Origin of the sequence: Paraliomyxa miuraensis (genome assembly GCF_026337845.1) — a bacterium.
Taxonomy (GTDB): domain Bacteria; phylum Myxococcota_A; class Polyangia; order Nannocystales; family Nannocystaceae; genus Paraliomyxa; species Paraliomyxa miuraensis.
On record NZ_JAOVZF010000126.1, the window covers coordinates 51146 to 65573 of the forward strand.

Sequence of the window (14428 nt, forward strand, 5' to 3'; positions counted from 1 at the left end):
TCCATGCCCCCTATTTCCCGCGCACTGGAAAAGCGCCCCAGGGCGACTTTGCGCGCGTGAAGATGGAGTGGTGATCCGCTGACCGCCCTGGGGGACCTTGGAGAGCGCGGTGGCTTCGAACCACCGCTATCCTTGCGCCGAGGCTCGTCGACTCATGCCCGCCGAAGATGCCAGTGTCGTGGACACGATCGACGATCCTCGTGCTCCAGCCGATCAGGACCTCGAGCGCATCGTGGCGTTCGAGGCCATACGCGCGCAATTGTTCGCAGGTCCGCGCCAGCCGGTCTCGATTGGCCGATTCACCATCACCCAGCGCGTCGGCCAGGGCGGCATGGGCACGGTCTACGCCGCCTTCGACCCCCAGCTCGAGCGGAAGGTCGCCATCAAGGTCGTTCGCGAGCTCGGCGGCGATCAGCAGGAGATCGAGCGTGCCCGCCGGAGCCTGGAGCGCGAGGCCCGTGCCGCCGCCGGCTTGACCCATCCCAACGTGGTCACGGTGTACGAGAGCGGGCGACACGGCGATGGCTTCTACGTCGCCATGGAGTTCGTCGAGGGACGAACCCTACGACAGTGGCTCGAGCTCCGACGCCGGAGCTGGCAAGAGATCGTGACCACGTTCATCGGAGCCGGTCGTGGCTTGCAGGCCGCGCACGCGGCCGGCCTCGTCCATTGTGACTTCAAGCCCGGCAACGTGCTCATCGGCCGCGATGATCGCCCGCAGGTGGCCGACTTCGGCCTGGTCCGGTGGGTCGAGTCGCGCTCGGAGCCATCGATGGAGCTGTCGCCCTCGCATACCATGGAGGGCTCCCCAGGCACGCTCCAGACCTCCATCGCCGGCACTCCCCGCTACATGGCTCCCGAGCAGCGACGTGGGCTCTCCATCAGCCCACGCTGCGATCAATTCAGCTACTGCGTGGCGCTCTACGAGGCACTGCTGGGCGCTCTGCCCTACGAGCGAGACGAGGCCATGGACTTCGAGCAGCCTGGCGCGCTCGGACGAGCCCACGTTGGCGTTCGCCTGCCCAGGAGGCTCGTGCGGGCGCTCCTCGTCGGCTTGGCGCTCGCCCCCGAGCGGCGGCACCCCACCATGAGCGCCCTGGTCGACGAGCTCGAGCGAGCCCTGGCCTCACGTCGGCGGCGCAAGTGGTGGGCCCTGGGAGCCGTGCTCGCCGCGGCGACGGGGGGGCTGGGGTACGCGATGGCCGGTGACCCCATCGACCCGTGCGAGGGCGCGGCCGCCGAGCTCGAGGAGGTCTGGTCGGAGCCCGTGCGCCAGCGAGTACGCGACCAGCTGCGGGCGACCGGGAGCGAAGCGATGGCGGCACGCGTCACGGGCCTCATCGACGAGTACGGCCAGGCATGGGGCGCGATGCGGCGAGCATCGTGCGAGGCGACCCACCATCGGGGCACGCAGTCGATGGATCTGTTCGAGCTGCGCAGCGCCTGCCTCGACCGGCGACGGTACACGCTGGAGAACCTGGTGGGGCGCATGCAGGAGGGCGACGAGGCCCTGCTCGGCCAGGCCACGACGCTGGTCGAGGGGATGACCCCCGTCGAGGAGTGCGAGGCCGACTTCGTGCGGGCCAACGTCATGACCAACGCGGCCGCGAGTCGCAACGACCTCAGCCGAAGCCCGGAGACCGACGCCACCTCTCGAGCTGCCTATCGCACGCTCAGCGATGCGCAGCTTCGCATCGCCGAGGGCCACGCCGACGAAGCCCTCGTCATGCTGCAGGAGGTGGAGACTCGAGCCCAGGAGGCGGGCCTGCGCCAGCTGCAGAGCATTGCGATTCGGCTTCAGGTCGACCAACAGATGCTCGAAGGCGTACCGGAGCGCGCGGTGGAACGCCTGCAATCGGCGCTCGCCCTCGCCATCGAGGCCGGTGATCACGGCGGCGCTGCTCTGACCGTCGCGCGGATCCTCAAGGCTCACCGCGAGGGGGCCACGGATCCCATCGACCCGAGCCTGCTGCTTGCCCTTGGTCGCGCGTGGGCCCGCAAGAGCACCCGCCCGGTCATCCATGGCATCGAGCTCGAGCTCGAGGCGGCATCGATGGCCCTTGCGAGCGGACGGTGGCAAGACGCGCTGGACGTGCTCGAGCGCTGCGCTGCGCGCCTTCGAGCTTCCGACTCGGCCGACCACAGCATCGCCTACCGGGTCCAGATGCTGCGCGGCGACGCGCTGTTGGAGGCCGGGCGGCTCGACGAGGCCGCCGCCGTGCTCACCGACCTCCGCGATCGGCTGCGAGAACGGCTCGAACCTCGTCACGTGATGGTGGCCGACGCCGACGTGACCCTGGGAGCCGTCCGACGGCTGCAGGGCGACCTCGCGGGCGCCAAGGCGCTCTACCTCGATGCACGGGAGATCTACGTCGATCGCCTGAGCCCAGACTCTCCCCGTGCCGCGCTGGTCTCGAGCGAGCTGGCTGGCGTGTACAAGGGGCTGGGCGACTTCGATGCTGCTCGTGAGGCATTCGAGCGCAGCATTGCCACGAGTCGTCGGATCCACGGTCGAGACGACGCCAACCTGGCCATTTCGCTGAACCAGCTGGCCGAGCTCGAGTACGAAATGGAGGCCTTCGACGATGGTCTGGCGCACGCCCGTGCCGCGGTGGAGCTCGCCAACGCGTCGTTCGGCGAGCGCCACGTCTACACGGCGGCCTTCAAGAATACCGTGGGCAAGCTGGAGCTGGCCACGGGCCACGTACGAGATGCAGTGACGACCCTGGGAGATGCACTGGCCACGCTCTCCGGCGATGAGCAGGTCAACCCGGCATGGAGCGGAGAAGTGGCGTTCTTCCTGGCCAAGGCCACGCTGGAGCTCGACTCGACCCGACGGGCCGAAGCCGCAGCGCTCAGCGACCAGGCGCTGGCCGACTTCGGGCGGGCACAAGGGGAGGAGGCGAGGCGATTCGTGGCTCGGATCACCGAGTGGCGAAGCGCGCAGGGGCTCGAAGACGCTCGGCAGTAGGCACACCGCCGTTCACGCACGCAGAGGGGCACCGAACGCCGTTCGGAGGCGTTCCTCTCCCATGGTGATTCCAAGATCATCTTTCGGGTGATCCGCTCGGGTCCCTCGTGGACCGGATTGGATGAGGCAGAACCACCGATGTACACCTTCAGCCGTATCTTCGCTCGCACGCTTGCCATCCTGGTCGTGGCCACCAACGTGGCCGGCTGCGATGAACCGCCCGTCGACGATGGCTTCGACGAGCTCGAATTCCGCGACGGTGAGCTCGGCGAGGCCCCGAGCCCCTCGATCATCGAGATCGTCAAGCGCCCGCCGCTCTATCCCGCGAGCTATTACGACAAGGGGGGGAGCATTCCTTGGGACTCTCCCTGGATCCACTCCGGCTACGATCCGGTCAGCGGCGGGCACACCGACGTGACCGGTCACACGGTCTATGCCTTCGACGACAACGATCTACTTCCGTTCGGCACCAGCGACGTGGCGCTGTCCTTTCCGGCCTGTGATGCATTCTTGCTGGAGCACGATGGGGTTCCCATCGCGCCGAGCGGCAACCTCGGCTACTGCGCGGCCCAAGAACAGGGGTGCTGCGACTTCATCTGCAAGGCGTGGGGGGCAGAGGTCGACCCGCAGAATCGGGTCGACTTCGTCGACCAGGACGTGATGGACATCGAGCCGATCCATCTGACCTACGTGCCCGAGTTCCTCTCGTGGGACAGTGAAGATCCCAACGGGAACGGCGGCCTGGGCCGCGCCAAGGCGTGTTCGTGCAACTGCACGACTTCGTAGTCACCTGCCTCGTTCGAGGCTCAGGCCCCGCCCATCACCCCTCGTAGCTCTCGGACCCAGGTCTCGAAGCCCCCGACGGCCGCCTCGCGCTCGTCGGGGCTGCCGGCGAGCTTCTCGAGCTCGGCCTGCAGCGCCTCGCGCCCGCGTCGCAGGCGGCTCTTGGCCGTGCCCTGGGGGATCTCGAGCACCGCCGCGAGCTCGGCGGTGCTCATGTCTTCCCAGTAGTCGAAGATCAGGATTTAAGTTACCGGAATCATTTGAGTTTTTTGACGGCTCCGGTGCCGTCTCCAATATGTCTCCAGTTTTCCGGGCGGGTCAGCCCGTCGATCGCATCGCGCTCCGCATCGGGAGCGAGGTGCATGTATCGCTCGGTGGTCGTGATGCTCGCGTGACCGGCCATCTTCTGGATCGCCCGGACGGGCTTGCCTGCCATGGCGAGGTGCGAGCAGAACGTGTGCCGAAGGATGTGCGGGCCCTTCGGCTTGAAGCCCGCCGCCTCCTGGGCAGCCACCAAGTAGTCCCGGATCGCGTCGGACTGCGGGGCGGTGCCGATCGCGGAGCGGAGCACGCTCCCGTCACCGATCCCCCGGTACTGTGCGAGCGCCGGTTGCAGACGAGCCGCAAGCGGGATCGTCCGTCGCTTTCGCCCCTTGGTGGGGCCTTCCTGGCCGCGCCACATGGCGCGGGCAACCGTGAGCTTGTTCTGGGTGAAGTCGATGTCCGACCACCGAAGGCCCGACATCTCGCCGCACCGCAGGCCGGCCTCCCCCCCGAGCAGCACCACCAACAAGCTGTTGGGCGTTGGCTGTCGCTCGGCCGCGAGGACGAGCCGATCGAAGTCCTCGAAGTCGTAGAAGTGAGCCTTGGGCTCGGTCTCCTTGAGCTTCTTGATCCGGGTCGGCATGGCCCCGATCACGCCCCACTCGATCGCGACCGCGAGCACAGCCTTGAGGTGCTTGAGGTGGAGGTTCACGGTCGACGGCGCGAGGTGAGCACGTTCTGCCTTGAAGCGCTGGATGTCCTCGGCCGTGATGCGGTCCAGTCGTCGCCGCCCAAGGGCGGGGACGAGGTGATTTTGAAAGGTGCTCGTCTTTTGGTCGATCGTTGCTGGCGACAGGCGATTGGCCTCGCAGTGTCCCGTCATGTAGCGCGGGATGAATGCGGCCAGCGTGGGTACCTCCTTCTTGCTGATGCTGGGGCGTCGGGGGTCGTCGTCGGGCTCGGTGCTCGTGTAGTGGTCGATGAGCTGGCGCTCACGTTCCTCGCCCCACCGCTTCGCGGCCGACTTGGAACCGACGGGCGACTTGCGGCGCTCGCGGATCGCTGGTCTGCCTGGAAACGTGAGCATGATGTCGACTTCCCAGCCGCCTCGTTTGTACTGCCTTACCTTGACGGTCATCGCTGTTCTCCTTGAGCTGGCAGCGACACCGCCCGTCTGTGGTCGAGCCACTGTAGCAGCTTGGCAGCGTCGATGCGAAGGCGACGCGACATGCGGATCACACCCGGGAGCTGGCCGCGGCGGATCTTGGCGTAGACCGCATCGCGAGAGATCCGGAGGAGCTCGGCGACCTCGTCCACGGTCAGCAGGTCGGGAAGCGTGGTGCGCTCGCCGGGCGTGGATCGACGTGGGCTCGGTGGAGGGCTACTCACGCGAGGCGTGCTCGCGGGTGGCGAGTGGTGGGTATGGGTGGTCGGGATCGAGGCCGACGATGCAGCTCGCCGGTTTCGTCGCTTGGCGGGTTTCTTCTTGGCCATGGTCGTCAGCTCCAATGATGTGGGCCGCGTTGAAACGGCCTTGGGGTAGGGGGGATGCCGCGCCCGACTCGACGGGCGCGACGTTCGGGTTTGTTCCTGGGGTGCAGCGTTCGGCGACCTCTCAGCCGTTGCCGCCTCGTCTCACCCATCGGTGGCACGCGTCGGAGCACACCACCGTGCTCCGCTTGGCCCACGGCCCCTGCGTCCACAAGAGCACCCGCCATGGGGGCCGCAGCCGCCCCACGGCCGAGCACGCGAGGCATCGCCATAGCGGTACCCCGTCCTGGTCGTGCCGCGCCCGCTGCTGCGCTGTGGTCGTGGGCATGCAGTCCGTCGGGCTGGGTGCCCGTGCCGTCTTGGCGTCCGCGATCAGCACGTATCCCCGGCTGCCGCCGGCCTCCAGGTGACGCCGTGCCACCGTCGTCCTGTGCGCGGTGCTCCACGCCAGCGTCACGTGATGCGCCTGCAACCGCACCACGGTGCCCACGCGCTCGCCCCGTCGCGGGTCGAGATCCTGGTACTGCTGTCCCAGCTTCACCGGTACGTGCTTCACAGCGCCTCCGCCTGGCTGAATGCCTCGGGTCGAGTGAGTCGCTCATGCTCTCCTCCGACGGTGACGCTTGGTCCCACGCACTGCCCACAGAAGGCCCAGCACGCCGAGCCCCAGCACCAAGCCATCGCCACCGCCACCGCCGGGCGCGAGCTCGGCCACGACGTGGAAGGGCGCGCCGCCCTGAGGCGGAACGGGGGGCTCGGGCTCGGCGTCGGTTTCCCCCAGTGAGGTCGAGTCGGCGGGCGTGCTGGGGCCCGTGGGTGCCTTGAGCTGATCGGCCACCGTCGCATCGAACAGCGCGGTGCGGTACTCGGGATCGATCACGTCGCGCTGGTCGACCTGGTGCCGCGCGGGATGCTCGAGCAGCAGCGCTCGCATCTGGTGGAGCTTGTCCCGTAGCTTGGGGTCGTGGATGAACGCGGCGCTGTTGGGATCGGCGTACGCCACCGCGATCGTCTCGAGGTACCGGTCCTGCCGCCGCGCGAGACGGTCGCACCACGGCTCGACGAACGCCTCCACGATGTCATCGGGCGGGTTCTTGGGCGTCCAGGAGTTGGCGGCTAGGATTCCACGGCGGAGCTCGCCATCGAGCTCCACGACGTGGAGCGGGGCCAGGAGTTGCTGCACGATGAGGCGTCGGTGCTCGTCGTTGAGCTTGTCGAGGCCGGTGCCCTTGATGCCGCGGCCGACGTACGCCTCGTAGGCAAAGCTCTTGACCGCGTCGACGTGGTCTCGCCACGCGCTACGGACCTTGGACGGCGCCACGGACCACATGGCGGCCCCCGGGCGCTGAACGTGCTGGTCGATCGCCGTCATGAGCTGGGCTGGGCCCGGGTAGAAGTCCCCGATGTCCTGGTGGGACGCCAGCGAGCCGCCGGGGCGGCTCGACTTCTTGTGCCAGAAGGCTTGCGTTGCGCTGCTCACCTGCTGCGTGCCAGGGATGAAGCCAAACCCCTGGCCACCCTCCAGTGAGTCCAGCAGCCAGCCGTTCTCGATCTCGATGATCCTTTGGGCGTTGCCGATCCTCGGCAGGAAGAGGCGGGTCCAGTCGTTGGTCGACAGCGCGGGCAGGAGTTGGGAGTTCATCACGTACTGCTCTTCATCTCGCTCGTAGACCCGTGGCGGAGGTAGGTACTCCCGCACCTGCTCCTGCGGTCGATTGGCGAGATCCCACAGCATCAAGCCCATCTGGCCGATCGCGCGAGCGATGGCCCCCACCACGGGGATCGCCGCGAGCGCGTCGACCACGATGCCCACTGCGGTCCGGGTGAGGCGGTCGAACAGCTCGTCGAGGTCGTCGGGCGGCTGCAAGATCAGCGGACCGAGGGCGTCGACCACCGAGGTGAGGTTTTCAGCCGGGAGCCCGAGCGCGCCCGTGCCCTGGAAGAACATCGCCGTCCGCTCGGCCGCAGCCCAGGCCCGGGCGCCGACGAGGGCATTGCTGTCGAAGCCGGAGATCCGCGGGCCCATGTCGGCCCACAGCGAACGGTCGCCCCGGGCGGCGTCGAGCAGAGCCGGGGAAATTACCCGCGACGTCCAGGAGTCGTCGACGCCGAGCCACATATCGTCGTCATGGAGCAGCACCGGATCACCTCCGACCGTTGGCAAGCGTGGCGGCCTGGGCCTGGGCCTTCTTGGTCTCTTCGAACCGCTTGGCGGCCACCGCCTCGCGCCGCTTGACGCGACCGAGCGCGCGCTCGAGTTCGGTCCGGGCTCGCTGGTGGTCGCGCTTGCGCTGGCGCAGGGTGCCCTGGGCCACGCTCAGCTGGCAGCGAGCCTCGCGGACCTTGCGGCGCGCGACCTGGCGATCCATGGGGATGGCCTTGCGGTTGCGCATCACGGCGTCGGCTTCGCGCATGGCGGTCTTGAGGTCGCGCTCGTGGTGCTTGACGTGCTCCTCGGCCTTCTTGATCGCGGCGGCGGCGTCCTCGACCCGGCGGCGGTAGGAGGTGGTGTCGATCGCCTCCGCTTGCTTGATGGCGACTGCGGCGGAGCACTGGAAGCGCTGGGCTCGACGCTCGGCGGCGGTCTGCTTGCGGCGCTGCTCGGCCGCCTTCTTGCGCTCGGCGAGGGCCTTGCGGCGCTCGGCCGCGGTGAGCTTGCGCTTGGGCGTGGGCTTGGTGGCGGTGGCCTTCTGTGTGGCCGAGCGCGATGCCTTCTTGGCCGTCGAAGTCTTCGTGGGTGGCTTGCTGGTCTCGCTGGAGGGCTTGCCTGCCTTGCCCGTGGGCTTTGCGGGTTCGGGCGCCGCCTTGGTCATGGGCTCCTTGGTGGCCTCGACGGTCTGAGCGTCCGTGGCCGTGTCTGCCTTCGGTTCTTCCTTCAGCCCCGCCGCGATCTGGCACACGGGTGCGCTGCAGACCTCCTCCTTGGGTGTCTCTCGCGAGCAGCACGCCTTGGCCGACGCCGTGGGCGGCGGGAGTTCCTCGTCCTCGCCGTGGCTCGTGTCCGGGAACCCAGGCGCACCTTCCTTGCTCTCCTTCGCCGCCCAATTGGGGTCGTACGCGTCCTCGCATGAGCTCCGCAACTGGCGGAGCTCGCCGGCCACGGCGGGATAGTTGCAGAGATAGCCGGCGGTGTCGGGATCCGGCGCGCACGCGTATCCGGGGATCTTCGACGGGTCTTCGACCCAGCGCGACCACTGCTCGACCCGCCGCTCGATCACCTGCTGGAGGTTGTTGGGCAGGCAGTCCTTGGCACGCGCGTAGGCTTCCTTCAGCTCGTCGAGCTGCTCACTGATCTCCTTGGCGCTCTCCTGCTCCCGGAGCGACGCGCGCTGCTCCGGCGTCATCGCGTCGAGATCCTCCGCGCGTACCTTGCCCGTGAACGGGTGCCAGTAGATCCCCGCCACCGCCGGTCCCGAGCTCGGCGTCTCGAAGTACCGCTCGAGCGCCTCGCCCAACCGCTCGATCTGGGCCCACGGTACCTGCGTCCATTGCCGCCCCCTGGCTTTGCCCATGATGTACGCCAGCGCGCCGCGGATCGCCCGGGAGGCGTGCTTCTCCCCGAGGATCCGCTGTCCGGTAGGCAACTTGGCGAGTTTGCGGTGCCCCTTGCCCACGCGAACCTCGATGCCATCCATCCAGTCACGCAGGCCGTCCCACGGGTCGATGACGTTGTCGAAGAAGTCCTCGTTGTGGTCGTAGAAGATCTTCGCCGCCTCGGCAGGCGAGTCGAATGTGTGGCGCAGTCCCGTCCACGCCCCTTTGCCCTTCTTGGTCTTGCCCTTCTTGGCCTCTGCGGTCTTGCGTGCCGCCTTCATGGCCTGGGCCTGGCCCGGGTAATCGGCGGGGCTGTCCACATCGAAGCGATACCGCCGCTTGCGAGGATCGGGATCGGTGCCGTGCCCGATGAGATCCTCCTCGTCGACCTCTACGGTCTCGCCGTCGATGTCGGCGACGATCCGTCCGGTCGAGAGCGTGCCCGGCTCGTTCGGATCGGTCGGCACTCCGGTCGCGACGTCGACGTACTCGAGCCGCGCCAGCGGAGTCGCGCGGTAGCGGTTCTCCTCCGTCTTCTCGACCAGCCCGCGGCCCGCCATGCCTTGAAGCGCGCGTGACTCGTCGATGTTGTCGGGCTCGATCCCGCTGTCGCCCTGGTCGAGCAGCGACCGCATGAGATCCTCCTCGAACGAGTCGAGCGGCGGAGGGCTCGTTTCGCTCGAGCTGCCGGTGCTCGACGGCCTCGGCGGCTCGCCCTTCGGCTTCCCCTTGCCCCCGCCCTTCGGTGGGCCCGAGGGGGGTTCGAGCTCGGCCACGATCTGCGCGCGGTCGTAGTGCCCGTCGACGGTGACGAGGGCGCCGAGCGGCTCGGTGTGGTAGCGCGAGAACACGTCCGGTCGACGACGCCCTTTCCACGCCACGACCACCACCGGCCGGAAGCTCGGGTCCTGGTGCTTCGGCATCGTGTGGAGCTTGGCTCGCTCGGCCCTCACGCGACGGGCCAAGTCGGGCGAGAGCTTGATCGGCGTGATGGTGACTGGGGGCTTCGGCGGCGTGGGCCGGTCGTTCGCCGCGGGAGCGTTGGTCGTCAATCCGCGTGCCGCGGTATGGCTCTGGCCCTTGGTCGTCGAACTCCCCTGCCGTTCGCCCGCTGCCTTGCGGGGCGTCTTCGACACGTCGGCCCTGCCCGTCGTGTCTCGTTGTGGCTTCAACGCGGCACGGGCCGCCTGCTCGTCGAGATAGGCGTACTCGTCCTCCCACTCGGGGTCGTCGTGCAGCGGGCCCATGGTGAACCCGTCGAGCACACGCCAGTTCCCGTAGTCGTCGTAGGCCACGACCTTGCCGATCGGATACCCGCGGCTCTCGTCGGTGGGCACGAAGGAGTCCTCGAGCACGTAGAACCGGACGTTCTCATCGGGCCCATCCAAGTCCTCGCCGATGGGGAACACGGGCCCCATCTTTGGGTGGCGCGAGGGCACGTAGCGACGCGTCGCGAGGTTGACCGCTGCGGGATCGAGGCTCGCGAGCACCTTCTGGCCAAGGTCGGTGGGCTCCACCACGAAGGGCGGGCCCGGGTGGTCGCCGTCCTGGCCGCCGAGGTCGACGTCCTTGGTGCGGTGCATGAGCCCGAGGTTGCGCAGGGCCACGAACGCATCCCACGAGGGACCACCGCCCACGGGTCGGAGGTCGACCCAGTCCTTGGTCGAGCGCTTGATCAGTCGCAGACCATCGGCACCGATGTCGCCGGGGACCGGTCGTCTGACGTTGGTGAGCTCGTCGAGGTAGTACCTCTTGAGGCTCGGCTGGAATTCCGGGTCACCGCCGGATTGGATCGCGCGGATTCCGGTGAGCGGAAACCACTGGGGTGCATGGATCTCCGCAGCGCGATGGCCGGGTAGGAGGCGAACGACGACGCCGAACCGAGTCGTCGAGCCTGACTCCTCGTGCTGGAAGGCGACGATGCCTCCCTCCCGGATCGTGGTGTCGGTGGCGTCACGCGGCGAGGTGGCCTTCGGGGTTCGGGCGGCCTTCCGCTTCGAGCTCGACCCACTGGCCTTCTTGGGCGTGGGCTTCGGTTTGGCCGGGGGCTTCGGTTTCGACTCGTCCGTTGCCCCCCACTTCGGACCGGCCATGATGCGCACGTACCCACGTGGTGCCGTGACGATCTTGACGACGCCGCGCTTGGCCATCTCCTTGATGACACGAACGTGGCGGGGCTCGTGCTTGGTGGAGAACTCGGAGACCCCGTTGGGGCCGTCGTCGGCGATCCGGTTGGTCAGGACGGCGCGAACCTGACGCTCGATGAAGCCTCGGGGGATCCGCTGGGTGGAAGCCAACGGCTCGAAGGGGTGTCGGCGACCAGCGGGGGCCGGCGGTCGCACGGGCGGCGTCGCCTCGATCACGTGCAAGGTGGCGTTGCCGTCGCGGATCTCCGACTCGCGCGCGCGCTCGGGATCCATCGCTCGCTTGGGATCGGCCCCGTGCAGGCGCAGCAATCCATCGCGGTTGGCCCGGACCAGCCGTGCCTTGAAGGCATCGAGGGATGGGCCCGCCAGCAAGGGCTGGTCTTTCACGGCCTTCCACACCGCGGAGATGAGCACGAAGTCGTCACCGTGCCGCCCCTCGTCGCCCATGCGGTTGGCGACGGTTTGGATCTCACCGACCCAAGGACCCATGCGCATCATCGGCGTGGCCGGTGCCTGGTTCTCGTCGTCGGTCGGTGGTGTGGCGCGTACGCCAGCGGTCGGCAGTGGTGCCGGTGGCGCTGCCCGGCCCTCGTCGTCGGCCGAGCGCTCGCTCGTGGCCTGGGTGAGCAGCGGATCCGACGTATCCGGCGGTGGTCGTTTCGCCCGGCGCTCGGCCAGTTCCTCGGCACGCATCCGCTCGAGCACAGCGGGGTCGGGCTTGCCCGCGTCGAACAGCGCCGGCTGATGCCCCGTGGGCACTTGCACGCGCTTGCCCTCGCCGGGTGGGGCCGTCAGGGCGAAGCCCTCCTCCTCGACCGACCACAAGCTGCCCGGGGCCGCCTCGCCCCGCGGTGTGTCCTTCTCGTCCGCCATGGGTTCCTCCTCGGCCGCGTCGGCGACCGTCGTTTCCTCGGGTTGGTCGGGAGCGGGTTTGGGTTTGAGTTCGGGTGCCGGTTCTGCGTTGGCTGCTCGGGCGGGCGCAGCTCCCTGGTTGGCCACCTTCTCGAGTTCCCGCATCGCGGCGGCGATCGCCTCGGGCTCGGCGGCGTTCGGCTGCACGGGAATGTGGAACCCTTGTTCCCTCGGACCTCGCACGATGACCTCGGTCTCGCCGCGCCGCGTCCTGATGTTCAGGGCTCGGCTCTCACGCTGCGATGGGCCCAAGTCGGGGTGCTGCCGCCAGTAGGCGAGGTTGAAGCGCTTGCGGCTGACCTCGCCGAGCTTCTGCGCCGTGCGGTACACCGCCAGCAGGTCACGCGCGTCCGCCTTGCGCTCGATTTGCCGGGCCTCCTCTCGTCGCTCGATGTCTTCCTTCCTCGCCTGGGCCTTGCGGCCAACCTCGTCGAGCGACGTATCGCCACGACAAAGGTTGAGGGCTTCGTATCGGTCCTCGAAGCTCACCCCGAAGACGTCCCGCATCACCCCGCGCGCCGATTCGAAGTCGATCTTGCACAGCCGCGGGTAGACGACCTCGGGGTCGGACTTCGGGTCGTAGAGCGAAGGATCGAGCGCGGTGCGGAGATCCTCGAGCAGCTTCTTCGCGTCGCGAAGGATGCTGTCGCGGAGCTTGCCTACGAGCTCCGGCGTGGCGGGCGTGTTCCCCTTGCGGATCTGGTCGAGGGGGACATGGAGGTGGTCGTGGACGACCAGCCGGGCCTGGTCCAGCAGCTTCGGGAACCAGTGCCGGGCGCGATCGTCCGTGATCGGCTCCATGCGTTCGGCCCACGTGCTGGCCTCGCGGTGGAGCTCGACGACCAACGGGTGATCACCGAGACTGAGGATGATCCCCTCGAAGTCGTGCTTGCCGTACACGGCCCCGCGTAGCGGCGGGGGCGGCCATGCTCCGCTTTCCAGCGCCACCGTACCACGGGCGTGGCCGAGGTCGATCTTGACCTGGTCGGGATAACGCAGGTCTCGCTTCGCGATGAGCTGGGCCATCTGCTGCCCCACGCCCTGGCGTTCGGCCTCCATCAGGATCGGCTGGATCTCGTTGCCGTTGAGCGCCGTGTCACCGACCCCGAGCTTCTTGGCGAGCGCCTCCACATCGACCTGGGTGGTGGGCTCGGCCTTCGCGGTGGACTTGGTCTTGGTGGTCTTGCCGGGCGTCGCGACCTCGCCCGCCGCGGCCTCGCCCGCCTCCTGCGCGACCTGGCGCATCAGCGCCGCGATGGCGGCCTGCTCGTCGGTCCCGGCGGGCAGCCTCACACCAAACGCCATGTCCATCGGACCGCGAACGACCGCCAAGACCTGCTCGCCCTTCTTGGCCACGGCCAGCGCTCGGCGGCTGCGTGCGGGTTTCTCGAACCCGGGATGCAGTCGCCAGTAAGCTGCGTTGAAGCGCCCCTTGGTGACCTCGCCGCGCGAGGTTGCCTCCCGGTGCACCTTCAGCAGCTCGAGGGCGTCGGCCTCGCGCTCGGCTCGTTCTTGCTCCTTCTGCTTCCGCTCCTCCTCTGCTCGCTGCGCGGCTCCCTCGGCCAGGGTCTCGAGTGTGATCTCGCCCTTGCAGAGCTCGGCCGCTTCGTCTTCTTCGTCCTCTGGGTGGAAGTCGATCTCGAAGACGTCCACCAGGACCTTCCGCGCGGTCTCGGAGTCGATCTCGCACAGCCGCGGGTAGACGTCCTTGGGGTCGGACTTCGGATCGTAGAGCGCGGGGTCCTGCACCTGCCGCAGCTCGTGGAGCTTCCGCGCAGCCTTCGCCACGAGAACCTCCATCGCCATGCGAGCAAAGTCGGGCGTGGCGGCCTGCCCCTGCGCGACCTTTCGCTCGTACTCGTTGTGGTGGTTGCCGAGCAGGTTGGTGGTCTCTTTGATGAGCGTCCGAAACCAGTTGGAGTGGCGAGGACCCGCGATCGGCTGCATGCGCTCGGGGAAGGCCCGCAGCTCGGCGAGAAGCTGCGCGACCGTCGGCTCGTGATCCAGGCTCTCGAGGAGTCCGCCGAAGTCCTGCGCGCCGTAGGTCGGCCCTCGCAGCGGCGACGGAGGCCAACCATCGCGCTCGAACGCCACGATCCCCCGCGCCCGACCGTAGGCTCGCTGCACGTCCTGGTCCTTGAGCGTCGCGCGGAAGTACCGCGCGAGCTTCTCGCCCACACCGAGCCGCTCGGCCTCGACCAGCGCGTCGATGATCTGCTGGACGGTGTACCGCTTGGCGGCATCGCGGTGCTTGGCCACGAGCATGGTCAGGGGCCCGGGGGAGCCCGCAGCAGCGCCCGAGCTCGCCTTGGGCGCCTCGGTCGAC

At 68.5% G+C, this 14428-nt stretch carries 8 protein-coding genes; 2 read left to right on the plus strand and 6 right to left on the minus strand.

All coding sequences use genetic code 11. The features are described 5' to 3' along the window. Positions 1 to 154 precede the first annotated feature (154 nt). Entirely contained in the window at positions 155 to 2971 is a 2817-nt protein-coding gene (locus OEB96_RS02525) for a serine/threonine-protein kinase (RefSeq protein WP_266213800.1), read from the plus strand. Positions 2972 to 3109: 138 nt separating this feature from the next. After that, positions 3110 to 3757, plus strand: a complete 648-nt coding sequence (locus OEB96_RS02530; protein WP_266213801.1) for a hypothetical protein — start codon at positions 3110 to 3112, stop codon at positions 3755 to 3757. A 20-nt stretch (positions 3758 to 3777) separates the two neighbouring features. Here the strand turns inward: OEB96_RS02530 and OEB96_RS02535 are convergent, their stop codons facing one another. From OEB96_RS02535 to OEB96_RS02560, 6 genes are all read right to left on the minus strand, one after another. Continuing rightward, complete coding sequence (locus tag OEB96_RS02535; protein WP_323137325.1) at positions 3778 to 3996, minus strand: sigma factor-like helix-turn-helix DNA-binding protein; 219 nt, start codon at positions 3994 to 3996, stop codon at positions 3778 to 3780. 14 nt (positions 3997 to 4010) lie between these two features. Beyond that, a complete protein-coding gene (locus OEB96_RS02540; protein WP_266213802.1) occupies positions 4011 to 5105 on the minus strand; it encodes a tyrosine-type recombinase/integrase in 1095 nt (364 codons plus the stop codon). Between the two features lie 47 nt (positions 5106 to 5152). Next, on the minus strand, positions 5153 to 5407 hold the full coding sequence (locus OEB96_RS02545; RefSeq protein WP_266213803.1) for a helix-turn-helix transcriptional regulator: 255 nt from the start codon (positions 5405 to 5407) through the stop codon (positions 5153 to 5155). A gap of 226 nt (positions 5408 to 5633) precedes the next feature. Further along, positions 5634 to 6050, minus strand: a complete 417-nt coding sequence (locus OEB96_RS02550) for a hypothetical protein (RefSeq protein ID WP_266213804.1) — start codon at positions 6048 to 6050, stop codon at positions 5634 to 5636. A 57-nt stretch (positions 6051 to 6107) separates the two neighbouring features. Then, complete coding sequence (locus tag OEB96_RS02555; RefSeq protein ID WP_266213805.1) at positions 6108 to 7649, minus strand: hypothetical protein; 1542 nt, start codon at positions 7647 to 7649, stop codon at positions 6108 to 6110. 4 nt (positions 7650 to 7653) lie between these two features. After that, positions 7654 to 14367: a hypothetical protein gene (locus OEB96_RS02560; protein WP_266213806.1), complete on the minus strand. Its 6714-nt coding sequence runs from the start codon at positions 14365 to 14367 to the stop codon at positions 7654 to 7656. Positions 14368 to 14428 lie beyond the last annotated feature (61 nt).